The sequence below is a fragment of the Kribbella sp. CCNWLW201 genome, assembly GCF_037203805.1.
In the GTDB taxonomy this organism is placed as follows: domain Bacteria; phylum Actinomycetota; class Actinomycetes; order Propionibacteriales; family Kribbellaceae; genus Kribbella.
This window is the reverse complement of sequence record NZ_JBBCBQ010000001.1, coordinates 1,485,120-1,510,358: the sequence shown is the minus strand read 5'-3', so window position 1 is coordinate 1,510,358 and position 25,239 is coordinate 1,485,120. Positions and strand designations below refer to the sequence as shown.

22 protein-coding genes and 1 tRNA gene are annotated in these 25,239 nt (G+C 67.9%); 10 read left to right on the top strand and 13 right to left on the bottom strand.

Translation table 11 applies throughout. The annotated features are described in order from the left end of the window. Positions 1 to 2: 2 nt before the first annotated feature. Positions 3 to 887 carry a succinate--CoA ligase subunit alpha gene (gene sucD / locus V9K99_RS07305; RefSeq protein ID WP_337323161.1) on the bottom strand — a complete coding sequence of 295 codons (885 nt, stop codon included), beginning with the start codon at positions 885 to 887 and terminating at the stop codon, positions 3 to 5. A 10-nt stretch (positions 888 to 897) separates the two neighbouring features. Further along, positions 898 to 2,049: an ADP-forming succinate--CoA ligase subunit beta gene (sucC, locus tag V9K99_RS07300; protein ID WP_337323162.1), complete on the bottom strand. Its 1,152-nt coding sequence runs from the start codon at positions 2,047 to 2,049 to the stop codon at positions 898 to 900. A gap of 151 nt (positions 2,050 to 2,200) precedes the next feature. Between sucC and V9K99_RS07295 the strand changes: the two genes are divergently transcribed. Together V9K99_RS07295 and V9K99_RS07290 are read left to right on the top strand one after the other, a co-directional pair. Continuing rightward, complete coding sequence (locus V9K99_RS07295; RefSeq protein ID WP_337323163.1) at positions 2,201 to 3,583, top strand: OFA family MFS transporter; 1,383 nt, start codon at positions 2,201 to 2,203, stop codon at positions 3,581 to 3,583. Between the two features lie 47 nt (positions 3,584 to 3,630). Beyond that, complete coding sequence (locus V9K99_RS07290) at positions 3,631 to 4,173, top strand: hypothetical protein (RefSeq protein WP_337323164.1); 543 nt, start codon at positions 3,631 to 3,633, stop codon at positions 4,171 to 4,173. On the opposite strand, the gene V9K99_RS07285 is transcribed toward V9K99_RS07290, so the two are convergent. Further along, complete coding sequence (locus V9K99_RS07285) at positions 4,104 to 4,382, bottom strand: hypothetical protein (RefSeq protein WP_337323165.1); 279 nt, start codon at positions 4,380 to 4,382, stop codon at positions 4,104 to 4,106. The genes V9K99_RS07290 and V9K99_RS07285 overlap by 70 nt on opposite strands. A gap of 141 nt (positions 4,383 to 4,523) precedes the next feature. On the opposite strand from V9K99_RS07285, the gene V9K99_RS07280 reads away from it, so the two are divergent. From V9K99_RS07280 to V9K99_RS07260, 5 genes are all read left to right on the top strand, one after another. Continuing rightward, positions 4,524 to 6,248 (top strand): thiamine pyrophosphate-binding protein, encoded by a 1,725-nt coding sequence (locus tag V9K99_RS07280; protein ID WP_337323166.1) that lies wholly within the window; start codon positions 4,524 to 4,526, stop codon positions 6,246 to 6,248. 13 nt (positions 6,249 to 6,261) lie between these two features. Then, positions 6,262 to 7,488, top strand: coding sequence for a formyl-CoA transferase (gene frc / locus V9K99_RS07275; protein ID WP_337323167.1), 1,227 nt, complete (start codon positions 6,262 to 6,264; stop codon positions 7,486 to 7,488). 54 nt (positions 7,489 to 7,542) lie between these two features. Next, positions 7,543 to 9,684 carry an acetate--CoA ligase family protein gene (locus V9K99_RS07270; protein WP_337323168.1) on the top strand — a complete coding sequence of 714 codons (2,142 nt, stop codon included), beginning with the start codon at positions 7,543 to 7,545 and terminating at the stop codon, positions 9,682 to 9,684. Positions 9,685 to 9,781: 97 nt separating this feature from the next. Next, the gene (locus V9K99_RS07265; protein ID WP_337323169.1) at positions 9,782 to 11,281 is read left to right on the top strand and encodes an Nramp family divalent metal transporter; all 1,500 of its coding nucleotides are present in this window, start codon (positions 9,782 to 9,784) and stop codon (positions 11,279 to 11,281) included. A gap of 1 nt (position 11,282) precedes the next feature. After that, the gene (locus V9K99_RS07260; protein ID WP_337323170.1) at positions 11,283 to 11,816 is read left to right on the top strand and encodes a hypothetical protein; all 534 of its coding nucleotides are present in this window, start codon (positions 11,283 to 11,285) and stop codon (positions 11,814 to 11,816) included. A 611-nt stretch (positions 11,817 to 12,427) separates the two neighbouring features. Here V9K99_RS07260 and V9K99_RS07255 read toward each other — a convergent pair. The 3 genes from V9K99_RS07255 to V9K99_RS07245 all read right to left on the bottom strand — a co-directional run bounded on the left by V9K99_RS07255 (position 12,428) and on the right by V9K99_RS07245 (position 14,673). Next, positions 12,428 to 13,183, bottom strand: coding sequence for a GntR family transcriptional regulator (locus V9K99_RS07255; protein ID WP_337323171.1), 756 nt, complete (start codon positions 13,181 to 13,183; stop codon positions 12,428 to 12,430). A gap of 123 nt (positions 13,184 to 13,306) precedes the next feature. Further along, positions 13,307 to 13,474, bottom strand: coding sequence for a hypothetical protein (locus V9K99_RS07250; RefSeq protein ID WP_337323172.1), 168 nt, complete (start codon positions 13,472 to 13,474; stop codon positions 13,307 to 13,309). A gap of 248 nt (positions 13,475 to 13,722) precedes the next feature. Beyond that, on the bottom strand, positions 13,723 to 14,673 hold the full coding sequence (locus tag V9K99_RS07245) for a LysR family transcriptional regulator (RefSeq protein ID WP_337323173.1): 951 nt from the start codon (positions 14,671 to 14,673) through the stop codon (positions 13,723 to 13,725). A 196-nt stretch (positions 14,674 to 14,869) separates the two neighbouring features. Between V9K99_RS07245 and V9K99_RS07240 the strand changes: the two genes are divergently transcribed. Then, entirely contained in the window at positions 14,870 to 15,637 is a 768-nt protein-coding gene (locus tag V9K99_RS07240) for an alpha/beta fold hydrolase (RefSeq protein WP_337323174.1), read from the top strand. On the opposite strand, the gene V9K99_RS07235 is transcribed toward V9K99_RS07240, so the two are convergent. From V9K99_RS07235 to V9K99_RS07220, 4 genes are all read right to left on the bottom strand, one after another. After that, positions 15,619 to 16,677 carry an acyltransferase family protein gene (locus V9K99_RS07235; protein WP_337323175.1) on the bottom strand — a complete coding sequence of 353 codons (1,059 nt, stop codon included), beginning with the start codon at positions 16,675 to 16,677 and terminating at the stop codon, positions 15,619 to 15,621. The two genes, V9K99_RS07240 and V9K99_RS07235, sit on opposite strands and share 19 nt — an antisense overlap. 107 nt (positions 16,678 to 16,784) lie before the next feature. Next, complete coding sequence (locus V9K99_RS07230) at positions 16,785 to 17,492, bottom strand: YdcF family protein (protein ID WP_337323176.1); 708 nt, start codon at positions 17,490 to 17,492, stop codon at positions 16,785 to 16,787. Between the two features lie 39 nt (positions 17,493 to 17,531). Further along, positions 17,532 to 18,665, bottom strand: coding sequence for a DNA polymerase III subunit beta (dnaN, locus tag V9K99_RS07225; RefSeq protein ID WP_337323177.1), 1,134 nt, complete (start codon positions 18,663 to 18,665; stop codon positions 17,532 to 17,534). Positions 18,666 to 18,725: 60 nt separating this feature from the next. Further along, the gene (locus V9K99_RS07220; protein WP_337323178.1) at positions 18,726 to 20,834 is read right to left on the bottom strand and encodes a galactose oxidase-like domain-containing protein; all 2,109 of its coding nucleotides are present in this window, start codon (positions 20,832 to 20,834) and stop codon (positions 18,726 to 18,728) included. 300 nt (positions 20,835 to 21,134) lie between these two features. Here V9K99_RS07220 and V9K99_RS07215 point away from each other — a divergent pair, with 300 nt between their 5' ends. Further along, on the top strand, positions 21,135 to 21,626 hold the full coding sequence (locus tag V9K99_RS07215) for a hypothetical protein (RefSeq protein ID WP_337323179.1): 492 nt from the start codon (positions 21,135 to 21,137) through the stop codon (positions 21,624 to 21,626). Positions 21,627 to 21,678: 52 nt separating this feature from the next. Here the strand turns inward: V9K99_RS07215 and V9K99_RS07210 are convergent, their stop codons facing one another. The 3 genes from V9K99_RS07210 to V9K99_RS07200 form a co-directional block, all read right to left on the bottom strand. Beyond that, complete coding sequence (locus tag V9K99_RS07210; RefSeq protein WP_337323180.1) at positions 21,679 to 22,521, bottom strand: S1 family peptidase; 843 nt, start codon at positions 22,519 to 22,521, stop codon at positions 21,679 to 21,681. A gap of 129 nt (positions 22,522 to 22,650) precedes the next feature. Beyond that, positions 22,651 to 23,253 (bottom strand): AAA family ATPase, encoded by a 603-nt coding sequence (locus V9K99_RS07205; RefSeq protein WP_337323181.1) that lies wholly within the window; start codon positions 23,251 to 23,253, stop codon positions 22,651 to 22,653. A 198-nt stretch (positions 23,254 to 23,451) separates the two neighbouring features. Next, positions 23,452 to 23,525 (bottom strand) — tRNA-Arg (locus tag V9K99_RS07200). Positions 23,526 to 23,697: 172 nt separating this feature from the next. On the opposite strand from V9K99_RS07200, the gene V9K99_RS07195 reads away from it, so the two are divergent. After that, positions 23,698 to 25,194: a PrsW family intramembrane metalloprotease gene (locus tag V9K99_RS07195; RefSeq protein WP_337323182.1), complete on the top strand. Its 1,497-nt coding sequence runs from the start codon at positions 23,698 to 23,700 to the stop codon at positions 25,192 to 25,194. Positions 25,195 to 25,239: the final 45 nt, after the last annotated feature.

Below are 25,239 nucleotides of genomic sequence, written 5' to 3'. Positions count from 1 at the left end.
GGTCAGACGGCGACAGCCATCACCGCGCGCATCAGTTGGGCCGTCTCCGACGGGGTCTTGCCCACGCGTACGCCGACGGCCTCGAGGGCTTCTTGTTTTGCTGCTGCTGTCCCGGAGGAACCGGACACGATCGCGCCCGCGTGACCCATCGTCTTGCCCTCGGGCGCGGTGAACCCGGCCACGTAGCCGACGACCGGCTTGGTCACGTTCGCCTTGATGAACGCGGCCGCCCGCTCCTCGGCGTCACCACCGATCTCGCCGATCATCACGACCGCGTCGGTGTCCGGGTCGTCCTGGAACGCCTGCAACGCGTCGATGTGCGTGGTCCCGATGATCGGGTCGCCGCCGATCCCGATCGCGGTGGAGAACCCGAAGTCGCGCAGTTCGTACATCATCTGGTAGGTCAGCGTGCCCGACTTCGACACCAATCCGATCCGGCCGGGACCCGCGATATCGGCCGGGATGATGCCCGCGTTGGCGCGCCCCGGGCTGATGATGCCCGGGCAGTTCGGGCCGATGACCCGGGTGCCGGCCGCCTGGGCGTGCGCGAAGAACGCAGCGGTGTCGTGGACCGGTACGCCCTCGGTGATCACCACGACCAGGGGAACACCCGCGTCGACGGCCTCGATCACCGCGCCCTTGGTGAACCGCGGCGGTACGAACACCACCGACACGTCGGCGCCGGCCGACTTCACCGCGTCGGCACAGGATCCGTAGACCGGGATCGACCGCTTGGCGAAGTCGACCGACTGGCCGCCCTTGCCCGGGGTCACGCCGCCGACGATATTGGTGCCAGCGGCAAGCATCCGGCTGGTGTGCTTCTGTCCTTCGGACCCGGTCATGCCCTGCACGATGACCCGGCTCTGCTCGGTCAGGAAGATCGCCATGTCGCACCTCTCAGTTCTGGGCTGCCAGCTCGGCGGCACGGGCGGCGGCGCCGTCCATCGTGTCCACCACGGTCACCAGCGGATGGTTGGCCTGGGCAAGGATCCGGCGGCCTTCCTCGACGTTGTTGCCGTCCAGCCGGACCACCAGCGGCTTGTCGGCCTTGTCACCGAGTACGGCGAGCGCCTGCACGATCCCGTTCGACACCGCGTCGCACGCGGTGATGCCGCCGAACACGTTCACGAACACACTGCGCACCTGCGCGTCGCTGAGGATGATGCCCAAGCCGTTGGCCATCACCTCGGCCGAGGCGCCGCCGCCGATGTCGAGGAAGTTGGCCGGCTGCACGCCGTACTCCTGCCCCGCGTACGCGACCACGTCGAGCGTCGACATGACCAGGCCGGCGCCGTTGCCGATGATGCCGACCGAGCCGTCCAGCTTGACGTAGTTCAGGCCCTTCTCCTGCGCCGCGGCCTCGAGCGGATCCGCGGCCGCCTTGTCCTCGAAGCCGGCATGGTCGGAGTGCCGGTACGACGCGTTCTCGTCGAGAGTCACCTTGCCGTCGAGGGCCTCGAGTGACCCGTCGCCCAGCTTGACCAGCGGGTTCACCTCGACCAGGGACGCATCCTCGGCGATGAACACGTCCCACAGCTTCCGTACGACGTCCTCCGCGCCGGCCGGGAAGCCCGCGGCCGCGACGATCTCGGCGGCCTTGGCCTCGTCCACGCCGACGGCCGGATCGATCGCGATCTTGGCGATCGCGTCCGGGTTGGTGTGCGCGACCTCCTCGATCTCGACACCGCCCTCGGTGCTGGCGATGCAGAGGTAGTCGCGGTTGGCTCGGTCGACCAGGAAGGAGAAGTAGTACTCCTCGGCGATGTCGGCGGCCGGCGCGAGCAGCACGCGGCGGACGGTGTGGCCCTTGATGTCCATGCCGAGGATCTCGCGCACTCTGCCGACCGCATCGGCGGGGGACTGGGCCAGCTTCACGCCGCCGGCCTTGCCGCGGCCGCCGGTCTTCACCTGCGCCTTCACCACCACCCGGCCGCCCAGATCCTCGGCGGCCGCGGCGGCGTCGGCCGGGTCCTCGATCACCCGGCCGAGCGTCACCGGGACGCCGTGCCGGGCGAACAACTCCTTGGCTTGGTACTCCATCAGGTCCACGGCAGCAGCCTCCTCATCGGGGTTATCGGCGACTGTATGCTGTATGCATTCCGCTTCACAAGAGCCCAACCGCAACACACCGGGTCTGGACAGCCGTACGCCGGAGGAGTACCAAGGTTCCATACGGTATGCAGTAGTCAGGAGGCCGGAGATGAACCACGCGACTCCACCGCCCCGGGACGTGCGCGACGTCTACGGTCGCCGCTACCGGATCGGCGAAGATGCCCGTGACCTGACCGGGCACCCGCGACGCTGGCAACTGTGGGCCGCCTGGGCCTGCATGGTCGCCATCAGTCCGCTGCAGTACTCCTTCGGTACGGCGGCTCTCGGCCTCGACGCGGATCGCGGTTGGGGTGCGGCCCGGACGATGTGGCTGCTCGCCGTCTTCGTCGCCTGCCAAGCACTCGTGGCGATCCCGGCCGCCTGGGCTCATCGGGTACGACGTGCCACACCGACGCAACTCGTCGTCCTCGGAGGTGTGCTGGCCGCCATCGGTCTCACCACCCTCGCGCACGCGGACGGCTACGTCACCGTCGTCCTCGGCTACGCCTTGATCGGTGGCACGGGCGCGGGTCTCGTGTACGCCGCGTGCATCACCACGTCGGCCCGGTGGTTCCCGGATCGGCGGACCGCGACGATCGGATTCGTCACCGGTGGGTTCGCGATCGGCGCCGTACCGAGTATCGCGTTGCTGACCATCGTCGACTCGCCTGGTGGGCGTCGGCTGGTGTTCGATCTGACCGCGCTCGTCGCCGTACTCGTCGTACTGACGGCGGGTGGGCTGCTGAAGGATCCGCCGCGGCATTGGTGGCCGGCCGAGATCGACGCGCAGTCGTGGGCGATCGACCGGAAGCTGAATCGGAGCATCCCGCACAACGCGCCGGCGGTCCGGCATTACCGGCCGGCTGAGGCGATGCGGACCGGCGCGCTGCCGTTGATGTGGCTGACCTTGGCGTTGAGTACGGCGCTGTCTCTGTTCGGCATCGCGTTCGTCGTGAGCTATGCCGTCACCGCTGAGCTGGGGGTCGCGGTGGCCGGGTTCGCGGCCGGAATGCTTGCCGCGGTCAACGGTCTTGGCCGGTCGCTGGCCGGGCATCTGTCGGACCAATTCGGCCGGCGTCGGGTGTTGGCCGCCGTACTGATGGTCGAGGGGTTCACCCATGTGGGGCTGGTCATCGCCGGTGAGGCCGGTGCGGGCTGGGCGTTCGTGTTGTGTGCGATGTTCGCCGGGCTCGGTGGTGGCGCCTTCTACGCGATCATGGCGAACCTGGTGCTGGAGTTCTTCGGTGAGAACAGCCTGCTGCAAAACCAGGCGATCCTGTACTCGGCCAAGGCTGCCGGTGGAGTCGTCGGGATCGGGGTGGCGGCTTCACTGGTGGCTGTGGTCGGCTATCGGCCGTTGTTCCTCGGTGCTGGCCTGCTCGGCGTACTGACTGCGTTGACTGTGCGGTTCCTGAAGCAGCCTGGGCGACCTGCGCTACCGGTCCGCCCGCAATTGGGCACGCCGGTCGCCGGCTCGGGCTCGGGCGAGTGAGCGGCTACGGCAGGGTCGCGCGGCCCGATCCCTGTGTGATGGAGCTGGTGTCGAAACTGGCTCGTGAACCCTGGACGGATCGCCCGACCAGCGTGCATCCGACGTTGAGTGCGGTGGCCAGGGCGGTTCACGATCACAGCAGTTCAGTCGGTCGCCGGGCCCTGCTGCCGCTGGCGTCGAGCTTCATCGGCACCGCGCGGCCCGGGTTCGAACCGTCCGCCCGCCTGGTCGCGTTGTGTGTCTCGACCGCGCTGGCCGGCGGCGAGATGACGAAGGACGAGCGGGTGCGGTTGGCGAGGGCTCATCAGACCGCGATCCACTTGATGACTGGTCGCGACGAGCCCGGGGGAGCGGCACGCTGGTGGCTGCCGCTCCTCGGCCGGGTCGGCTGGAGCGAGCCGTTCTACCGGACCTTCGTCGCGACCGAACAGGCCGCGGAAGCGGTCGCGGTCACCGCCCGTGGTTCGAACGGCGACCGCGACGTACGCCTGAGGCAGTTACTCAAACAATGCCTGGCTGCTCATGGTGCCCGCCGGTCGGGCGCTCCCAGGCCCTCGTGCTCGACATCGGCCCAGAAACCGTGGTCGTAGTCGCCGTCCGGGATCACTACTAGTTCGTGCCGACGAGGAGCACGGACCTGCTGCTCGAGTCGGTGCAGGTCCGTCGCGCACCGGTCGAGATCGTCCATCAGCCGCAGTACGTCGAGATGCGGACCGAGCTGATTCCTCAACGCCAGCAGGGATTTCTCCAGTGCCTGAACGGCTTGACGGGTCCGATCGAGATCCTCGTGAATCGTCATCGCAGCTCCCTGGCTTCGAACTCTGGACAACCCCCATGGTGTGCGATAAGACTACGACTACACCATACGGTATGCAATCTACCACACTTCAGTGCTTCATTCATTTGGCGCACCCCGGCCCTTCCGAGGAGATGACTGCAGATGGCGCAGACAGTGTCGGAGACCCAACCAGTCGCAGACGTCAAGGAGCCCGACGCGTCACAGCCGGCGACCATCTCAGGTGGTCACTTGGTCGCAAAGGCCTTGAAGGCTGAGGGGGTCGACGTGATCTTCACCCTCTGTGGCGGTCACATCATCGACATCTACGACGGCTGTGTGGACGAGGGGATCGCGGTCGTCGACGTCCGGCACGAGCAGGTCGCCGCGCACGCGGCCGACGGCTACGCACGCATCACCGGCAAGCCCGGGTGTGCGGTCGTCACCGCCGGCCCCGGGACGACGAACGCCGTCACCGGTGTCGCGAACGCCTTCCGCGCGGAGAGCCCGATGCTGCTGATCGGCGGCCAGGGCGCGCTGAACCAGCACAAGATGGGGTCCCTGCAGGACCTGCCGCACGTCGACATGATGACGCCGATCACCAAGTTCGCCGCGACCGTGCCGCACACCGCGCGCGCCGCCGACATGGTGTCGATGGCGTTCCGCGAGTGCTACAACGGTGCGCTCGGCCCGTCGTTCCTGGAGATCCCGCGCGACATCCTGGACAGCTCGGTCCCGGTCGACTCGGCGACGGTCCCCGAGGCCGGCCACTACCGGGCCTCGACCAAGAGCATCGGCGACCCGGCGGCTGTCGAGGCGCTGGCCGACCTGCTGGTCCGGGCCGAGAAGCCGGTCGTCCTGCTCGGCGGCCAGGTCTGGACGTCGCGCGGCAGCGAGGCGGCGACCGAGTTCGTCCGGGCCCTCGACGTACCGGCGTTCATGAACGGCGCGGCGCGTGGCACGCTGCCGCCCGGCGACCCGCACCACTTCCACCTGTCCCGCCGGTACGGGTTCAACAACGCCGACCTGATCGTGATCGTCGGGACGCCGTTCGACTTCCGGATGGGCTACGGCCGCCGGCTGCCGAAGGCGGCGACCGTGGTCCAGATCGACATGGACTATCGCACCGTCGGCAAGAACCGCGACGTCGACCTCGGCCTGGTCGGCGACCCGGGCGCGATCCTGGCCGCGGTCACGCAGGCCGCCTCGGGCCGGATCGCGAAGAGCGACCGCAAGGCGTGGTTCAAGGAGCTGCGCGCGGAGGAGGAGGCGGCGTACCAGAAGCGGCTGCCGCGGCAGCTGTCCGACGCGAACCCGATCCACCCACTGCGGCTCGCGCACGAGATCAACGAGTTCCTCACCGAGGACTCGATCTACATCGGCGACGGCGGTGACATCGTCACCTTCTCCGGCGGCGTCGTACAGCCGAAGTCGCCCGGCCACTGGATGGACCCGGGCCCGCTCGGCACCCTGGGGGTCGGCATCCCGTTCGTCCTCGCGGCGAAGTACGCGCGGCCCGACAAGGAGGTCGTCGCGCTGTTCGGTGACGGCGCCTTCTCGATGACCGGCTGGGACTTCGAGACCCTGGTCCGCTTCAAGCTCCCGTTCGTCGGCGTCATCGGCAACAACTCGTCGATGAACCAGATCCGGTACGGCCAGGAAGCGAAGTACGGCCATGACCGCGGCCGCGTCGGTAACACCCTCGGCGACGTCAAGTACGACGAGTTCGCCCGGATGCTCGGCGGGTACGGCGAGGAGGTTCGCGACCCCAAGGACATCGGGCCGGCCATGCAGCGCGCCCGCGAGTCCGGCCTGCCGTCACTGATCAACGTCTGGGTCGACCCGGACGCGTATGCCCCCGGAACCATGAACCAGACCATGTACAAGTAGCAGGAGGACCCGCATGACCAAGGCCCTCGAAGGTGTCCGCGTACTCGACATGACCCATGTGCAGTCCGGTCCGTCCTGTACCCAGATCCTCGCCTGGCTCGGTGCCGACGTGATCAAGCTCGAGGCACCCACCGGTGACATCACCCGCCAGCAGCTGCGCGATGTACCGGACGTCGACAGCCTCTACTTCACCATGCTGAACTGCAACAAGCGCAGCATCACGCTGAACATGAAGTCCGACCGCGGCAAGGAGATCTTCACCGACCTGGTGAAGGACGTCGACGTCCTGGTGGAGAACTTCGCCCCCGGCGCGATCGACCGGATGGGCTTCACCTGGGAGCGGCTGCAGCTGATCAACCCTCGTCTCATCTTCGCTTCCATCAAAGGCTTCGGCCCCGGTCGCTACGAGGACTTCAAGGCGTACGAGGTGGTCGCCCAGGCGATGGGCGGCGCAATGAGTACGACGGGATTCGAGGACGGACCGCCAACCGCGACCGGCGCCCAGATCGGTGACTCCGGCACCGGGATCCACTTGGTCGCCGGCATCCTGGCGGCGCTCTACCAGCGAACCAACACCGGTTCGGGCCAGCGGGTCACGGTGGCGATGCAGGAGGCCGTACTCAACCTGACCCGGGTCAAGCTGCGCGACCAGCAGCGACTGGCTCACGGCCCGCTGCCCGAGTACCCGAACGAGCACTTCGGCGACGAGGTGCCGCGGTCCGGGAACGCTTCTGGCGGCGGCCAGCCCGGCTGGGCGCTGCGGTGTGCACCCGGCGGTCCGAATGACTACATCTACGTGATCGTCCAGCCGCCCGGCTGGGCCCCGATCGCGAACCTGATCGGCAAGCCCGAGCTGGCCGACGACCCGGACTGGGCCACCCCGGCCGCCCGGCTCGACAAGCTGGACAAGATGTTCGCGCTGATCGAGCAGTGGACCGAGCAGCACACCAAGTTTGAGGTGATGGACAAGCTCAACGCACTGAACGTGCCGTGCGGGCCGATCATGTCCACCCGGGAACTGATCGAGGACGAGACGCTGGCCGAGCTCGGTGCCGTGGTCGAGGTGAAGCACCCGCAGCGCGGCAGCTTCAAGACCGTCGGCTGCCCGATCAAGCTGTCCGACTCCCCGGTCCAGGTCGAGACCTCACCGGGCCTCGGCGAGCACAACTCCGTCGTGTACGGCGGGCTCGGTATCGACACCGCTGAGCTCGAGGAACTCAAAGCAGCCGGCGTCGTCTGACGTCGCTCTCTTCCTGCACCTGACGGTACCTACCGCGCATAAGGAGCTCATGGCATGACCTATGACAAGGCAGCAGTCCAGACCATCCTCGACCAGGCTCTGGCGGACGGCCGCACCTCACTGAGCGCACCCGAGGCCAAGCAGGTCGCGGACGCGTACGGCATCCCGACGCCGGGTGAGGGGCTGGCCACGACTGCCGAGGGAGCGGCCGGTCTCGCGGCCGAGATCGGCTTCCCCGTCGTGCTGAAGATCGTCTCGCCGGACATCCTGCACAAGACCGACGCCGGCGGTGTCGTGGTCGGCGTGGATTCCGCGGACGCCGCGAAGCAGGCCTTCACGAAGATTGTCGACAATGCGAAGGCCTACAAAGCTGATGCCGACATCACCGGCGTCCAGGTGCAGAAGATGCTGGTCACCGGCGGTGACGTGCAGGAGGTCATCGTCGGCGCGGTCACCGACCAGACGTTCGGCAAGGTGGTCGCGTTCGGGCTGGGTGGCGTCCTGGTCGAGGTACTGAAGGACGTCACCTTCCGGCTGGCCCCGCTGTCGGCCGACGAGGCCCGCTCGATGATCGACGGGATCGGCGCGCACGAGATGCTGAACGGCGTCCGCGGCGCCAAGCCGGTGGACAAGGACGCCGTGGCCGACCTGATCATGCGGCTGTCCGACCTGGTCACCGACTTCCCGCAGTTCGCCGAGGTGGACCTGAACCCGGTGCTGGCCGGGCCGGACGGCGCCACCGCGGTCGACTTCCGGATCATCGTGGACGCCGAGGCCGGCAAGCCGGTCGAGCGGTACAGCCAGGAGGAGATCCTGACCGCGATGACCCGGATCATGAAACCGCGCGCGGTCGCGGTGATCGGGGCCTCGAACGAGACCGGCAAGATCGGCAACTCGGTGATGAAGAACCTGGTCAACGGCGGCTACCAGGGCGACATCTACCCGATCAACCCGAAGGGCGGTGAGGTCCTCGGGCTGAAGGCGTTCCCGTCGATCACCGATGTCCCGGGTGACGTCGACGTCGCGGTGTTCGCCGTACCGGCCAAGTTCGTCGGCGGCGCACTCGAGCAGTGTGGCGAGAAGGGCGTGGCCGGGGCGATCCTGATCCCGTCCGGGTTCGCCGAGACCGGTGAGCAGGAACTGCAGGACGAGGTCGTCGCGATCGCCCGCAAACACAACGTGCGCATTCTCGGGCCGAACATCTACGGCTACTACTACCTGCCGGAGAGCCTCTGCGCGACGTTCTGCACGCCGTACGACGTTCGCGGCAGTGTGGCGTTGTCGTCACAGAGCGGAGGCATCGGGATGGCGATCCTCGGCTTCAGCCGGTCCAGCCGGATGGGCGTCTCCGCGATCGTTGGGGTAGGCAACAAGGCCGACATCGACGAGGATGACCTCCTGACGTTCTTCGAGAACGACGACAACACCAACCTGATCGCCATGCACCTGGAGGACCTGAAGGACGGCCGGGCGTTCGCCGAGACGGCGGCCCGGGTGTCGAAGCAGAAGCCGGTCGTCGTCCTGAAGGCCGGCCGCACCGACATGGGCGCGCGGGCGGCCAGCTCGCACACCGGCGCCCTGGCCGGCAACGACAAGGTGTACGACGACATCCTCCGGCAGAGCGGTGTGGTCCGGGCGCCGGGGCTGAACGAGATGCTCCAGTACGCCCGCGGCATCCCGCTGCTGCCGAGGCCGAAGGGTGAGAACGTCGTCATCATCACCGGCGCCGGCGGTTCCGGCGTACTGCTGTCGGATGCGTGTGTCGACAACGGCCTGCAGTTGATGTCGATGCCGGCCGATCTGGACGAGGCGTTCAAGAAGTTCATCCCGCCGTTCGGTGCCTCCGGCAACCCGGTCGACATCACCGGCGGCGAGCCACCGTCGACGTACCGGAACACGATTGCCCTCGGCCTTTCCGACGATCGGATCCATGCCTTGATCCTGGGTTACTGGCACACGATCGTGACACCGCCGATGGTGTTCGCGAAGCTGGTCGCCGAGGTGGTCGAGGAGTACCGCGCCAAGGGCATCGACAAGCCGGTGGTCGCCTCGCTGTCGGGTGACGTCGAGGTCGAGGAAGCCAGCCAGTACCTGTTCGACCACGGTGTGGTCGCCTACCCGTACACCACCGAGACACCGGTCCAGGTGCTCGGTGCCAAATATCGCTGGGCCCGCAACGCCGGGCCTCTTGGTTAGGTCGTCCGTCGAAAGGAAGCCGGTGATGCGTTTGGTCCGGGGGGAATGCACGGGGGAGCCGTAAGTCAGCAGCTGGCGTCGATCTAAGGAGTCCGCCTTGGACGTCACGAGCAAGACCTCAGAAGTACCCGAAGAGCCCGCCGCGGCGGCCGCGACCGAGCGGGTCTGGCGCGCGGGCCGGCTCGAACCGATGCCGATCCGGAAGCTTCCGGACGCTCCGCCCTCGATCCACATCCTCGGTCCGACCGTCTTCCTGGTCGCGCTGGGCGTCGGTATGGGTGAGTCCTACATGTGGCCCCGGCTCGTCCTGGTGTTCGGGCCGGACATCCGCTGGCTGTTCATGGTCGGTGTCACGCTGCAGGCCTTCGTCCTGCTGGAGATGGCCCGCTATGCGATGGCGACCGGAGAGAGCATCTTCTTCGGCGCGGCCCGGATCTTCAAACCGTTGATGTGGTTCTTCTATGTCGCGGCGATCCTGATCTATATGTGGCCCGGCCACCTGTCGGCCGGGGCCGCCGCGTTCGAGGAGGTCAGCGGCATACCTTGGCAGGTGTCCGCCTGTGTCGCGCTGATCTTCGTCGGTGTGCTGTTCAGCATGCTCTCGGTCATCTACAACTTCCTCGAGAAGCTGCTCGGCCTGCTGATCGGCCTGCTGGTCGTCGGTACGTCGGTGATCGCGGCGATCGTGGGCAGCTGGAACGACCTGGCCAGCACGCTGTCGGGCATGTTCGCGTTCGGGTACTTCCCGGACAAGGCGCTGTCCGAGGCCTGGTTCCCGATCGTGGTCGGTTCGATCGCGTTCGCCGGACCGTCCGGGATGCAGCAGATGTGGTACACCCTGCAGCTGCGCGACAGCGGGGCCGGGATGGGTGCGCACATCCCGAAGGTCCGCGGTCTGCGAGCGGCCAACGAGGCCGAGTCGATGCCGTCGCGGGGCTTCATGTTCGACACCGACGACCCGGCCGAGATGCAGAAGTGGAAGGGCTGGCGCAAGTGGGTGACGTTCGACGCGCTGCTGCTCTTCTGGGGCATCACCATGCTGGTCACGGTCTCGTTCACGGTGCTGGCCATGTCGGCGGCCCGGACGAACCCGGACGTGGCGGGGCTGATCGAAGGCGGTGACCGGGAAGCGGCGCTGAAGGCGATGTCCGACGCGTTCGCCTCGGCCGGCGGCCCGATCCTCGGCTCGCTGTTCTTCGGCTTCATCGCACTGATCGGGCTGAACGCGACCCTCGGTCTGTTCGACTCGTTCTCCCGCGGTCAGGCGGACATGACGTACTACTTCGTCCCGGGAGCCAAGCGGGTCTCGATGTCGAGGCTGTACGCCGGATTCCTCTGGGGTGTGATCACCTTCGGCATCCTGATCCTGCTGTTCGGGCCGGCCGACGGTCCGGCGGGCATCCTGGACATCCTCGCCTTCCTGTCCACGTTCGCGATGGGCGCGTACTGTGTCGTGTTGCTCCTGGTGAACAACATGCTGCTGCCCAAGCCGATCCGGCCCGGACCGGTGCGCAACCTCATCATCGGGTTCGGCGCGGTGTTCTACCTCGGCCTGCTGTTCTACAGCCTGGTTCGCTTCGGTGTGGTCGTGGGTTGAGATGGCCGATCTGAAGCAGCTCGCGGAGTTCTCGGTCCCGGCCGCCTCGGTCGGGGTGGCCGGCGGTGTGGTCGCCGGTGCCCTGGGTGCGGTGGTCGGTCAACCGGCCGGCTGGGCGATCGTCAGTGGCCTGGCGCTCGGCGTACCACTGGTGCTGTTCGGCGCCGGGTACGCGGTCCTGCTGGCAACGGGCAAGATCCCGGCCGGGGTGTTCGCACCGGCCGCGGTCTACTGGGTGATCGGCTTCCCGCTGGCACTCATGGTGCACGCAGTGGCCACCGAGTGGTCCATCACCGGGAACCCGGGGCTGCCGGCCGAACCGTGGAAGTTCCTCGCGTTCCGTGCCCTGGTGAGCATGGGATTCGCGATCGGCTTCCTCTGGATGCACGAGCAGGTCGGCCGGCACTGGTGGCCACGCATCCTGGACCGCAACGAGTACGCCCAACGGACGGTCCAGCAGTACGTCCACCTGGCCGCCGCCCTGGAGGCCCGCAAAGCCGCCACCGGCCGCGGCCGCAAGAAGAAGCTGGCCTGACATTCAAGGGGATATCTGGCTCTCCTGCTTGATGTGTGGGTGATCTGTCCGCACCGGGCGCGGGCTGGCGCCACCAGTCCGCGGGAAGGCCACCAGCACAGGGGTGGCCCGTTCAGTAGGAGGGTTGCCCACTCAGAATTTGAGTGGGCAACCCTCCACCTTGATGGGCAACCCCCTGACATGAGGCTCCGCTCGCCGCACGCCAGTCCCCGGGGGCTGGGAGTCGGCAGTGGGGGTGGCCGGTGACGTGGTGGTCGCCAGGTGCGGCGGCGTACCGATCGACGGGTAGTGGTCAGGTGCCTGGTAGTGCAGCTGAGCGGGGGATGGTGCCCGCGCGTACGTCGTAGCGGGGTGCACTACCCGTTCGTCGGTACACGCACCGGAACGCGCGACTGGTGCTGGGCATCGAGGGGGCCGTTGAGGGTGCCGTGGGGATAGCGCAGGAACTGATGGGCGGTGACCTGCTACTTCCTGTCCCAGGTCACCGTTGACAACCTCTCCTGTCTCAGGTCACCGTGCCGGGTCACCCCGGGCACGCTCGATCCACCCACACATACGGCAGAAGAGGCGGGTATCCCCTCGAATGCGTTCGGTGCAGGGAGGGGCTGGTGTCAGGTCGTCGTACGGCGGCGGCGCGGGCGGGGGGCCGGGTCGGGTGTGGGGTCCGGGGTGGCGGTGCCGGCCTGGAGGTCGTGGTAGGCCTTGCGGGTGTGCTCGGTGTGCTCGCGCATGGTCTGCGCGGCCTTGTCCTCGTCACCCTCGCTGATCGCCTTGACCAGCCGGTTGTGCTCCCGCCAGGACGCCGCACCACGCACCGGCGCGACCGGGGTGTAGTACCACCGGACCCGGCGATCCACCTGGGCGGCGAAGTCCACCAGGAACCTGTTGCCGGACATCTGCGTGATCAGGCTGTGCAGCTCGCCGTTCGTCCGGACCGCGCCGTCGATGTCGCCGGCCTCGTGGTACGCCGTACCGACCTTGCACAGCTCGCGGAGCGTTGCCACGTCCTCTTTCGTCGCGTGCCGGGCCGCGAGCCGCGCGGACTCCGACTCCAGCGCCGCACGGGCCGCCAGCAACTGGTCGACCTCATCTTCGGCGGGCACGTGCACCATCGCGCCGAAGCCCGGCCGCAGGTCCACCCAGCCCTCGTTGTTGAGCCGCTGGAGGGCCTCGCGGACCGGCTGCCGGGACACGCCCAGCATGCCGGCCAGCTCGACCTCGACCAGGTGCCGGCCACGCTCGAGGGTGCCGTCGATGATCATCTCGGTCAGGGCCTCGTAGACGGACTCACGCAACGGCGTCGGCCGCTTGACGTGCCGGACGCCAGGGGAGACCGGATCGGTGGCACCCGCGCTGATGGTCGTCATGAGGTCCTTCCCAGAACAAGCACTGAAGAGATCAGGATGGCACTTGGTAGACAGTCTACCAAGTGCCATGACCGAACATATTTTTTCAGCGCTGAATCCGGCGCTGGATTCAGTGCGTCGGGGTCAGGCGGCGGTCTCGTCGGCCTGGCGCCGGCTCTCATCGGTGAGCTGGGCCTCGGCGGTGAGCCGGGCGAGCTCGACATCCAGGTCGAGCTCCTGCTGCAGTTCCGGGGCATCCGGGAACTGCGGGCGAGCCGCCAGAGCACCGAACCTACGGGTGAAGATCATCATTGCCTTTCCGCTCCGGAACCGTCCGGAGACTCTCCGTTCCCGGATCGGGTGATCCGGGAAATACTGGCTTCTGTATACATTCAACCAGCCGTACTCACCGGTTATGCCCTCGTCTCACGTGATCCCGGTTACCCCGGGCGTGATCCCGGTTACACGGGCTTCCTGATGTGGGCTGGCATCTCCACAGTCGCCGCGGAACGGCCCGACGGTCAAAGACTTGCTTGCTATCTCGCGATAGGGCCGCTCTATCAGTTGAGCTGCGCGGAATAGCCCGAGCCCATCAGGTGTACGTCGAGCAGCTCGTCCAACGCGTCGTGGACGCCAGCCTGCCGGGCGACGTCGAGGAGCGCGCGAGCCAGCACCGGCTCGGGGCTGCGCGCCGCGATCACCAGACCGACTCGCGGGCCGTGTGCCGGACTCTTCAGCGGTACGACGCGCATACCCTCAGGTACCCCGAACATGTGCAGCCACGCGTGCGAGATCACCGTCGACCAGTGATTGCCATGGAGGTGGCTGTAGAGGCCGGAGACCGTGTCGCTCTCGATCGCCGGCGAAGCGGTGACACCGTCGTCGGTGAAGTAGCCGTTCATGATCCGGCGATTGCGCATGTCGGGGGAGAGCAGGCAGAGCGGTAGCTCGGCGACCTGCGCCCAGGTTGCCACCGGCAACTCGGCGAGCTCGGAATGTTGTGGGGTGAGCAGCAGATAGCGCTCCTCGTACAACGGGGTCTTGCGGACCTGGCCGAGCGTGTCGTCGTCGAGGTAGGTCATCGCGACGTCCAGGTCGAACTCGGCCAGCTTCTGGGTGATGTCGCGCGACGACAGCGATTCGATGGTGACCCGCGCGTTCGTGTGCCGTTCGCAGAACGGGGTGGTGAGCAGCGAGACGACGGGCATCGCGGTCGGGATCGCGCCGAGCCGCAGCGTTCCGGTCAGGCCGCCGCGCATCACCGACAGCTCGTGCCGCAGCGCGTCCTGCTCGGCCAGGATCCGCTGGGCCCAGAGCAGGACCCGCTCACCCTCGGGCGTGAGACCCTCGAACCGGCGCCCGCGGCGGACGATCGGTACGTCGAGCTCCTGCTCGAGCTTGCGGATCGCGGCGGACAGCGACGGCTGGGACACGTAGCACGCGTCGGCGGCGCGGGCGAAGTGCTTCTCCCGGGCCAGCGCGACGAGGTACTCCAGCTGCCGGAGCAGCATCAGAACCCGGCCTCGTTGTGGACCGCATACCAGTCGTCTGTATACATAATCCAACTGTAGTGACAGCGATCGGGTGTCGGTAGGTCTCGGGGACCGCGCTCGTGTCGTGTGATGTGGATCACATTCCAAGGTGGTCTATTCCCGCGGCTCCTGTTCGACGGTTGGGCAGGGAATCCCTTGAGTAAGGAGCTGGGTGATGGACAAGGTTGTCTCGAAGGACGGCACCGAGATCGCGTACGACGCGGCAGGCAGCGGGCCAGGGCTCGTGCTCATCGCCGGGGCGTTCACCGACCGGTCGTTCTTCGCTCCGTACGCCGAGGCGCTGTCCACCGCGTTCACAGTGGTCAACTACGACCGGCGCGGCCGCGGTGATTCCGGCGACACCCCGCCGTACGCGGTCGAGCGGGAGTGGGAGGACCTGAACGCGGTGCGCTCGGCGACCGGTGCGCGGTTCGCCTGCGCGTTCTCGTCCGGTGTGATGGTGCTGCTGCAGGCCGGGCTACCGTTCGAGAAGCTGGCGATCATGGAACCGCCGTTCCGGGTCGAGGGCGCGCCGCCGGCACCGGAGCGGTACCTCGAGCGGCTGCAGGAGTACGTCGACGTCGGCAACCCAGGCGGTGCGGCGGAGCTGTTCATGGTGGAGGCGGTCGGGCAGCCGAAGGAGATGGTCGACCAGATCCGGGAGACGCCGATGTGGGCCGGTCTGGAGGCGATGGCGCCGACCCTCGTGTACGACGGCCTGCAGATGCGGGACAGCGCCGTACCCGTGGACCTGCTGTCGTCTGTCTCGGCTCCGGTGTTGGCGCTGTACAGCAACGCCAGTCCGGAGTGGATGCAGCGGGCGGTGCGGGAGACCGCGGCCGCATTGCCGAACGGACAGGTGGAAGGGCATGACGGGACGTTCCACACGCTCCCGCCGGAGACGCTGGCGGCGGTCCTGACGCGCTACTTCATCGCGAGCTGACGCGTTCCGGACAGGACGCGTTTGAGGCGCGGCGCGAGCGGCCGTTCGACCCAGCGGTGCAGCGCGGCGGCTGCGGCGACCATCACGATCATCGTGGCGGCGACCAGGAGGACATGGTTCACCTGGTCGCCGAGCCGCTCGAAGACGATGACGCCGATGTGTGCGTGGATCAGGTAGAGCGGGTAGGTGAGCGCGCCGAGGACGGCGAACCACGGCCTGCCCAGGCGCTGCGTGAGTTTCAGCGCGACCGCGAGCATGACCGCGAAGATCAGCACGATGACGGCGACCACGACCGGGCGGTGGATCTCGGTGCCGTACCGGATGCCGACCCGGTCCGCGAAGCCGATGCCGCGGTAGATCGCGTTGCCCAGTGCGAGCGCGACGATGAGCAGGTACTGCGGTTTCGCGCCGTACCGATGGACCAGGCAGAGCGCCATCCCGGCGATGAAGTAGTGCGAGAACTGGGTGTTCAGGACCAGGTCGGTTGCGTGCGGCAACAGGCCGGTCTGGAACACGAACGTCGCGGCGAGCCAGGCCCAGAGGAACCCGGTGACGCGGCGGCGGGTGATGCCGATCCAGGTGAGGACCAGGATCATCGCGTAGAACCGCAACTCGGCCCACAGCGTCCAGTAGACGACGTCGACGTTCTCGATGTTCGGCACCGAGTTGAACATCGTCAGGTTGGCCAGGTACTGCGGGATGGAGACGGGGAACCGGCCTTGGCTCAGCGTGATCGAGACGACGGTGGTCAGGGTGACGGCGATCCAGTACGCCGGATAGAGCCGGACGGCCCGGGATACGACGAAGGACCGCGGCGTCCGGTCCCACGCGCTCAGCAACACGACGAACCCGCTGATCGTGAAGAACAGGTCGACCCCGAGGTAGCCGTAGCGCGCGATCACGTCGGCGTGCGGAAAGTGCATGGGCGCGAGCCCGCCCGCGTACGCGGAGAACAGGTAGTGATACGCCATCACCGAAACCGCGGCGATGATCCTCAGAAGATCGACTTCGTACAGCCGACCCGATGCACGTGGTTCCACAACCTGTCCTTCCGTCTGCGCAGAACCACTAGACCCTCTTCGGGCTGCGTGATCGTCAGCCCACGGCCTGATCCCGGCCTGCGACCTACGGATGACAAGTGGTTGCCTCAGGCCCCGGCTGCTCTGACCAGCTCGGGGTGTGCGGCTGCGACGCGCTCGTAGGCGGCCAGCACGTGCTCGGAGATGTCGACGTGGTCGATGAAGTTCCGGCCGCGCGGACCGTATCCGTCGGCGTCGTCGCGCAGCCGGCGGATCTCGCCGAGCAGGAGTGACGTGAAGCGCTGGCGGCTCCAGATCTCCGGGAGGTCCGGGCCTGCGCTCACGTGCTTCGGCCCGATGTATGGGATGAGTGGGGCCCGGCTGATCAGGTGGGTTCCGGGAAAGGATCGCTCGAAGCAGGCGTGCGTTCGCCGTTGCATCGTCGGATCCTGGATCAGCAGCAGCCGGCTTGGCCGGTCGATCAGCTGCCGGCTGAAGTCCGCGTTCTCACCACAGTTGGTGGACTGGTCCTCGACCGCGATCGCTGGCGGCGGCACGTCGTACCGGCTGATGAGCAGCTCGCGGAAGATGTGGGACTCGGGTCGCCCGGTGGTGTCGACCTCGAGGCCGCGTCTTGCTGCCGCTTCCTCGAGGTGATGCGTCGAGTGCCCGATCCCGCCGCTCACCAGGATCCGCGGCGCGCGGTCGGCGTGGTAGAGCTCGGCGGCCGCTTCGACCGACTCCAGGACGGCGGAGCCCATCAGGACGATGAGATCCACCGGCTGGTCGTCGGCATCCTGGCGGGCCAGATATCGCGCGATCAGCGCCTCATCCACAGGTCACGCGCTCCAGGTCGGAGTCGAGGCCTTCTGACCTCAGCCTTGCAGACGCATGGGCATCAGGATGTACGCCGACTCACCCGACGGACTGTCGTCGGGGGAGCGGAGACCGGTGAGGTTGGCCGGTTTGATCGGCTGGGTGAACGCGAAATGCGCGATCGGAGCACCGATCGACGCCAGGCCGTCCAGCAGATAGCCCGCGTTGAACCCGGTCACCACCGGATCGCCGGTCAGCGTGACTTCCACCGACTCGGACGCCTGCGCCTCGTCCCCGCTGCCTGCGTCCAAGGTCGCTCTACCGTCCGCGAAGGTCAGACGGATCGGTGTCGTCCGCTCCGCCACCAGCGAGACCCGCTTCACTGCCTCGACGAGCACCGCTGTCTCGACCCGCACGGTGCTGGTGATCGCGGACTCCGCCGGGATCAGGCTGCGGACCTTCGGGAAGTCGCCGTCGATCAGCCGGCTCGTCGCCTGTCGGCCGGCTCCCTCGAACCCGATCAATCCGTCCCCTGTGTGGGTCGAACCGAGCGCGAGAGTCAGGTCGTGACCGGTCATCGCCTTCGCCACGTCGGCGAGCATCCGGGCCGGCACGAGCGCATTCGCCTCTACCTCAGGATCGACTGGCTCCCATTCGAAGGTCCGGAGGGCGAGTCTGTACCGGTCGGTGGCCAGCAGTGAGACGGTCGACCCACGGATCTCCAGCCGGATCGCGGTGAACACCGGCAGAGTGTCGTCCCGCCCGGCTGCGCTCACCACCTGACCGACCGCCCGCGCGAACAGGTCGCCACTCACCACACCGGTCGCTGCGGGCACCTCGGGCAGAGCGGGATACTCGCCGATCGGCAAAGCGTGCAGCACGAAGCGCGAACTCCCGCTGTTCACCTGCACTCGAGCCGCCTCGCCACTCAGATCCACCGAGTCGCCCGGCATGCTGCGGCAGATGTCGGCCAGCAACCGGCCGGACACCAGGAACTGCCCCTCGTCCGCCACCTCGGCCGGCACGCTCACCTGCGCCGAACTCTCATAGTCGAACCCGGCCAACGTCACCTGCCCGTCGCGGGCCGTCACCAGCATCCCGGCCAGGATCGGCACACTCGGCCTGCTCGGCAGCCCTTTGGCCACCCATCCGACCGCGTCCGCCAGCACCTCACGTCCAACCCGAACCTTCACGCGAACTCCTCCCCATCAAGAAGTCCGAGTCAATCACCCGCCACCGACAATTTCTGCCGGCTAGTAACGGAACACCTGGGTTGGTGAGTTGCTGCAGTTCGCCAGGGTTACCTGTTCGGCGTTGAGCTTGCCGGGAGCCGACAGGCAGAGCTTCGGTTTGGTGGTGGACTTGATCCTGCCGTCGGAGCTGATGGTCCACTTCTGGGCCGGATCGGTGCTGCTGCAGAGGTCGGTCCGCAGCGGAGCGCCCACCTTGAGGTTGCCTCCTGGGACGTCCGCGCACACGCCGAGCGCCCGCAACGTGCCGTCGGCCGGACGCGTCCACCGCTGCGCCTGGGTGCCGTTGCAGTCCCACAGCTGGATCTTGGTGCCGGGCACGATCGAGCTGTGGTCGATGTCCAGGCACCGGTCGCCCGGTCCGCTGACGGTGAGCCGCACTGGCGCCGGCGCCGGCGGGGCGGTCGCGGTCAGCTGGACCATCCGCGCCACCGACGGCACACCGTTGCTGTCGACAACGAACAGCATGTAGTGACCGGGCGGGGCGAGGTTGACGTTGGCCGGTGAGGTGATGGACAGCGTCGTACCCGAGGCGCTGAAGGAGAGCGGCACGTAGCGCTGACCTTGGTCGTCGCCGTGGGTCGGCGCACCAAGTCCGACGAGTCCCACCTTGGCGATCGACCCGGCCTGCGGCGAGGTCACCGAGAACGTGCTCGCGTACGACGCGGTCGCCGGAGCCGCCGTGATCGCCGGACGAGGTGCCAACTGCCCGTCGGCGCCGTACAGGTAGGGCGGGGTGAAGTACTCGATGTTCTTTTCGAGGTAACCGACCCGCTGGCACTCGCCGCAGATACCGCCGCCACCGGTCATCACGCGGCCGTCGGGCAGCAAGAGTGCGGTCGAGTGGTACTGCCGGATCCGGTTCGCCGCGGCCAGATTGCGCCACGTACCCGTCTCGGTGTCGTAGAGCTCAGCGGCGTACACCGGACTGGCGAGGTTGACACCGCCGTCGCTCATCACCGCGTTCATGCCACCCGTGGCGAGCGCGTCCCCGTCAGCGAGGACAGTCAGGTTGTGCTGCCTTCGTCCAGTGGCCATCGAGCCGGTTGACAGTGCGAGGGTCGGACCGTTGGAATCCACGATCACCGCGGTGCGGGTCGGCACGCCGACCTTGCCGTCCTCGGCGACGACGCCGCCGCCGGCCACCAGCGTCTTGCCGACCCGGATGGTGGCGAAGCTGGCGTAGTCACGGTTGATCAGGTCCCGGATGGACGTGCCCACTTGCGCGCCGGCCGCACTCGTCTGCAGCGTGCGCATGACTGCGCCGGTACCGACCAGGTCGACATTCCCGTCCGGGCGAACGGTGAGCAGCGGGTACAGCCGGCTGGACGGTGTGGTGAAGCCGGTGAGCAGCCGGATCCACTGGTTGGTCTGATGCACCTCGGCGTTCTCCGGGCCGCCGCCCTGGATCAGGGCCTCCTGGTTCGGGAGTGCGGTGACCGACGGGTACCAGCGCTCGACGGCCATGTCCGGGCCGCGTCGCCAGGTCTCTGTTCGCCAGTCGAACAGGTGCGTCTTCCGGATCCCGTTCAGCGACATATCGCGGTTGCCGCCGGCAACAAGGACGGTGCCGTCGGAGAGTTGGGCGTAGCCGGCGCAGAAGATGTTGTACCCCTGGACGTCGACCCGCTTGCCGGTGTTCGTCACCGGGTCCCACACCGCGGCCCGGGTGAATGACTGGTCGCTGTACGACTCGGCCGGGCCTTCACCGACGGAGTCCCACATGAGCACCTTGCCGTTCGGCAGCGTGGCGCTGAACACCGGTACGACGGGACTCTCGATCACACCGCTCCACGTCCCGGACACCGCCGGGTCGGCCGCCGCGGCGACCGCGTCGGCCACCGCCTGCTCCTTCGGGGACCGGCGGCCGGGCCGTTGACCGGTCTGCCGGGTGACCTCGTCCGACCGAGCCTTGGCAGCGCGCTCGATCTCGTTCATCGGCACCCCGACCAGATCTTCGGCCGCGTGGTCGTGATCGTGGCTGTGATGGTCGTGTGCGGGCGGCGTCGGCGGCGGATCCTGAGCGGTGGCCGGTGTGGTGACGGCCAGCGCCGCCACCAGCGAAACGGCGACGGCGACCGCCGCCCGGGCACGCGAGAAACGTGAGCGCATGACAGGTTCCCCCCTGCAAGCAGACGCGATCAAGGCGGACGATCGCTGGGGTCAGAGTGGTTTCCCCCGCGCTCCGGCGTCAATTCCCAACGAGGTCACGATCAGCGATCGTTACCGCCCGGCGTGCCCCGATTACCCGTTGTACCGCGGATACATCCGATGACTGTCGGTGAGGGCGGTGACCTCTATCCAGCGGCGAAACGGCGTCGTACGGTCGAAAAGTCCGTCTGTGGGGGCGGATTCGGGGGAGGCGCCGCGGCGTCCGTCTGCGGCGGGATTGATCACAGAGGGGGGCCTCTGATGGGCCGCAATCGTGGGGTGTTCGCTGTCGTTGCCGCAGTGTCGGCTGTCGCCGCCGGAGGTGTGCTCGGCGTGGGCTTCGTCTCCCAAGCCGGCGCCACCTCGAGTACGACGAGCACAACGACCACTACAACCACCGCTACGCCGCCGTCGACACCACCGTCGACGACGACTCCGCCGACCACACCGCCGCCTGGTGGTGAGTTCTGCACACCGGGGTTCTGGAAGAACAACCCGGGTGCGGTGGCTGAGACCGGCGTCAACATGTCGCAGTCGTACAACGCGCTGTTCGACCCGGACGTCAACGGCACCAAGAAGGGCGGCGTCGCGAACCCGACTCTGCAGCAAGTGCTGGACGACCCGCAGTTCTACGGCGGTGAGGCGGCCAACAACGTTGGCGCACTGCTCAGCGACGCGCACCCGGACGTCAACTTCACCGGCGACCGCACCGAGGACACCTGCCCGCTGGACGCGGACGAGAGCAACAACTAGTTCGTGCGGTAGGGCCTGGCCGCGGAGTCGCGGCCAGGCCCTGTGCTGGTGATCAGTAGACGGTGACGCCGTACCGGCTCGCGGCTTCGGGCACCGGCTGGTAGAACGTCGTACCGCCGGTCTGGCAGTTGCCGCTGCCGCCTGAGGTGATGCCGAGGGCCTTCGAGCCGTCGTACAGCGGACCACCGGAGTCACCCGGCTCTGCACACACGTTGGTCTGGATCATGCCGCTGACTCGGCCGCCGCCGGAGTACCGGACGGTGACGTTGAGCGCGGTGACCCGGCCGCTGTGGGTGCCTGTGGTGGAGCCCTTGCGGGTCACGTTCTCGCCGACGAACGCGTTGGCCGCGGTGAAGCCGCCCGGGTGGCTGAGCGACGTGTTGCTGTACTGCACGAGTGCGTAGTCGTTGCCGGGGAAGCTGTAGTCGACCGTCGGGCCGATCAGGGTGGTCTTGGCGGAGTTGGCGTACCAGGTCTTCGCGACCTTGCCGCAATGGCCGGCGGTGAGGAAGTAGTAGGTGCCACCCTTCACCACGTTGAAGCCGAGCGAGCAGCGGTACTGACCGCCGTAGATGGCGTCGCCGGCCGACAGCAGCGGCCGGAACACACCACTCGTCCGGTTGACCTGGACACCATCGTGTTTCAGAGCCGCGAGGTCTTTGGCCGAGACAGAACTGTCTGCTGTGACGACCACCTTGCCGGAAGCGGCGTCGGCGTACCAGGCGATGCCCTTCACCCCTGACTGGTCGACCTTGGCAGTCGCAGCCGACAGTTGGGCGGCCGGCGACGGTGCGGCGGCTGCGGGCGGTACGGCGTACAGGCAAGCCGCGACCGCACTGACGGCGGCTGCCAGTTGGGCGATCCGGCGGCGGGCTGACGTGCGTTCGATCCTCACTTGGGCCTCCAGAGGGAGAGCACGGGACCTGCTGGGCGGGGTCCCTCGAACCGTCCGCCGGCAGCAGCACGTAGCCACCGGCTGACACTTTGGAGTATTGGCCCGCCCCGCCGTACGAGCAACCGCTGGCTACTCGAAGGCGATTCGCTCGAGTCGGCTTGCTTGGCCGCGGCTGAGGACTACTGCGGAGACGGCACCGGGTACGACCTGGCTGGGGTCGGCGGCGGCTTGGGCCAGCAGCTCGGGCCAGCGGCGGCAGTGGGTCTCCATGCTGGCCGACCGTACGACGCGACCGCGGGCCCACTGGCCGGAGCGGGCGACGTCACCGGGTACGTCGAGTAGGACGAGGTGCACCGCGAGTCCGGACCGACGGGCGCGCCAGCCGATCAGTCGCCGTACCCAGGGACGGGTGGCGCAGTCGTGGAGGATCATCGGGCCGGTGTGCATCGCGCTGAGGACCTTCACGTAGTACGAGAGGTGCAGCAGCGGCCGCCACCAGGAGTACCGGATCCGGCCGAGCACGGGCATCCAGCGAGCCCGGAGCCGCTCGGAGTCGTACACCCGCACGCCCTGGTGGTCAGCGCCCTCCGGGAACAGCCGCCGGAGCAACGTGCTCTTACCGGCCCCCGGAATCCCGGCCAGCACCACCACCGAGTCCACCGGGTACCGCAACTCAGCCCTGTCCTGCGCCAGGTGGGTCCCCGGCGCCTCGGCGATCCCCAAACCTGCCACAGCAACTCCCGTTCCGCTCGTCCGTACTGGTCTCAACAACCACTTAGACGGACGACGTTCCCCCAACGCCTACAAAGCACGCTAAGAACTCACTGGGAAAACCCTGAGAGCCAGCGACCGGTGGGGACCGGAACGGTGATGCCGGCGACGCTCGTACGAGAGGTCCCTCGAGCCGACCCTGCCGGCGACTCCACAGTGCGCCCCCGGCAGGACTCGAACCTGCGACCAACGGATTAGAAGTCCGACGCTCTATCCAGCTGAGCTACGGGGGCGTGTGGCAGGGAAGAGTCTCTCAGATGGCCGGGGGATCGCGCCTCCGGGTTACCCGGGCATGTCTTCGGGGCGAGCGTCGTACCGCCGGGAAATACAGCCTTGTCGTTCCATCCCGGTAACGCTGCGTGGGCGGTCCTGCCAGGAGATCGGCTCTCCAACTAGGCTGCGGGCATGAGTTACCCCTCACCAGGCCCGGCCGGATCGCCGCAACCCGCGGCGGGGTCGGCGTACTCGCCCGGCGGACCGTACCCGCAGCCGAACCTGCTCGGCAGCCATCCCGTCCCCGGCCAGCGGCGCAACCAGGGCATCCTGATCGGCATCGTGATCGCGGTCGTGTTCGCGATCGCGGGCCTGGTGATCTTCGGCATCGTGGCCAGGTCGACCGGCGCGGGCGGCTTCACCTGGGGGCTGGCGTTCGCGTTCATCCCCGTCATCCCGGTGATCGCGCTGTATCTGTGGCTGGACCGCTACGAGCCGGAGCCGACCAGATACATTCTGTTCGCACTCTGCTGGGGTGCCTTCATCGCCACGCTGGCCGCCATCTTCATCAACACCGAGGTGTCGCACTGGCTGGAGGAGACCGGCGGCGGCGGTGACCGCTCGGCCGTCTTCGTCGCGCCACCGGTGGAGGAGTTCGCCAAGGGCGCGGTGATCCTGCTGCTCGCGCTGATCCGGCGCAAGGAGTTCGACGGCATCATCGACGGCCTGGTGTACGCCGGGATGGTGGGTGTCGGCTTCGCCTTCACCGAGAACATCCTCTACTACGGCCGGATCTTCAGTCAGCTCGCCGAGGAGGGTGGCAGCAACGCCGGCCTCAGGGGGCTGCTCTTCCTCTTCGTCGTCCGCGGCATGATGTCGCCGTTCGCGCATCCGCTGTTCACCTCGTTCACCGCGATCGGAATCGGGATCGCGGTCCGGCATCGCAGTACGGCGGTGCGCTTCCTGGCCCCGGTCGTCGGCTACCTGGCCGCGGTGCTCGCGCACGGGCTGTGGAACGCGGTCGCGAGCTGGGCGGACGCGGCGGGCTTCATCATGTCGTACCTGTTCCTGATGGTCCCGATCTTCATCTGCCTGGTCATCTTCGCGCTGATCATGCGGTCGCGAGAAGGCAAGATGATCGCCTCCCGGCTGTACGACTACGTCCGGTTCGGCTGGCTGGTCGCGCAGGACGTACCGCTGATCGCGACACTGCGCGGCCGCAAGGCACTGCGCCAGCACGCGAAGCGGTACGGCGCCGAAGCCGAAGCCGCCGCGAAGGCGTTCCAGCGGAACGCGACCGACCTGGCCTACCTGCGGGACAAGATCGTCCGCCAGGTGATCGGCCCGGAGGCGCTGGAGAGCGAGAAGCGGCTGCTGAACGAGCTGCGGGCCCGGCGCCCGAGCGTGCCGTTCCCGCCGATGCCGGCGTTCGCCCAGGCCGCACCCCAGTTCCAGGGACCGCCGGCCGGGGGACCGGGTGGACCTGGTGGACCGCCTGGGGGACCTTCGTCCGGAGGGCCGGCTCCGGCCGGGCCCGGTGGTCCGCCGCCGGGTGGTTATCCACCCGCCCAGGCGGGGTATCCCTCGGGTCAAGCCGGTTACCCAGCGAGCCAGTCCGGTTACCCACCGGGACCCCCTGGTCAGCAAGGACCGCCGGGGGGATACGGTCCGTATCCACCATCGCAGTGACTGCCACCCGTCCACGCCGCCAAACGGGGATGACGATGACTTTGC

Excerpts from the sequence above, each read along its gene's own strand:
- V9K99_RS07270 (WP_337323168.1), top strand. The coding sequence starts at position 7,543 with ATGACCTATGACAAGGCAGCAGTCCAGACCATCCTCGACCAGGCTCTG.
- sucD (WP_337323161.1), bottom strand. The coding sequence starts at position 887 with ATGGCGATCTTCCTGACCGAGCAGAGCCGGGTCATCGTGCAGGGCATG.
- V9K99_RS07255 (WP_337323171.1), bottom strand. The coding sequence starts at position 13,183 with ATGACGACCATCAGCGCGGGTGCCACCGATCCGGTCTCCCCTGGCGTC.
- V9K99_RS07280 (WP_337323166.1), top strand. The coding sequence starts at position 4,524 with ATGGCGCAGACAGTGTCGGAGACCCAACCAGTCGCAGACGTCAAGGAG.
- V9K99_RS07295 (WP_337323163.1), top strand. The coding sequence starts at position 2,201 with ATGAACCACGCGACTCCACCGCCCCGGGACGTGCGCGACGTCTACGGT.
- V9K99_RS07195 (WP_337323182.1), top strand. The coding sequence starts at position 23,698 with ATGAGTTACCCCTCACCAGGCCCGGCCGGATCGCCGCAACCCGCGGCG.
- frc (WP_337323167.1), top strand. The coding sequence starts at position 6,262 with ATGACCAAGGCCCTCGAAGGTGTCCGCGTACTCGACATGACCCATGTG.
- V9K99_RS07250 (WP_337323172.1), bottom strand. The coding sequence starts at position 13,474 with ATGATGATCTTCACCCGTAGGTTCGGTGCTCTGGCGGCTCGCCCGCAG.
- V9K99_RS07260 (WP_337323170.1), top strand. The coding sequence starts at position 11,283 with ATGGCCGATCTGAAGCAGCTCGCGGAGTTCTCGGTCCCGGCCGCCTCG.
- V9K99_RS07285 (WP_337323165.1), bottom strand. The coding sequence starts at position 4,382 with ATGACGATTCACGAGGATCTCGATCGGACCCGTCAAGCCGTTCAGGCA.
- V9K99_RS07240 (WP_337323174.1), top strand. The coding sequence starts at position 14,870 with ATGGACAAGGTTGTCTCGAAGGACGGCACCGAGATCGCGTACGACGCG.
- V9K99_RS07220 (WP_337323178.1), bottom strand. The coding sequence starts at position 20,834 with ATGCGCTCACGTTTCTCGCGTGCCCGGGCGGCGGTCGCCGTCGCCGTT.
- V9K99_RS07215 (WP_337323179.1), top strand. The coding sequence starts at position 21,135 with ATGGGCCGCAATCGTGGGGTGTTCGCTGTCGTTGCCGCAGTGTCGGCT.
- V9K99_RS07245 (WP_337323173.1), bottom strand. The coding sequence starts at position 14,673 with ATGCTGCTCCGGCAGCTGGAGTACCTCGTCGCGCTGGCCCGGGAGAAG.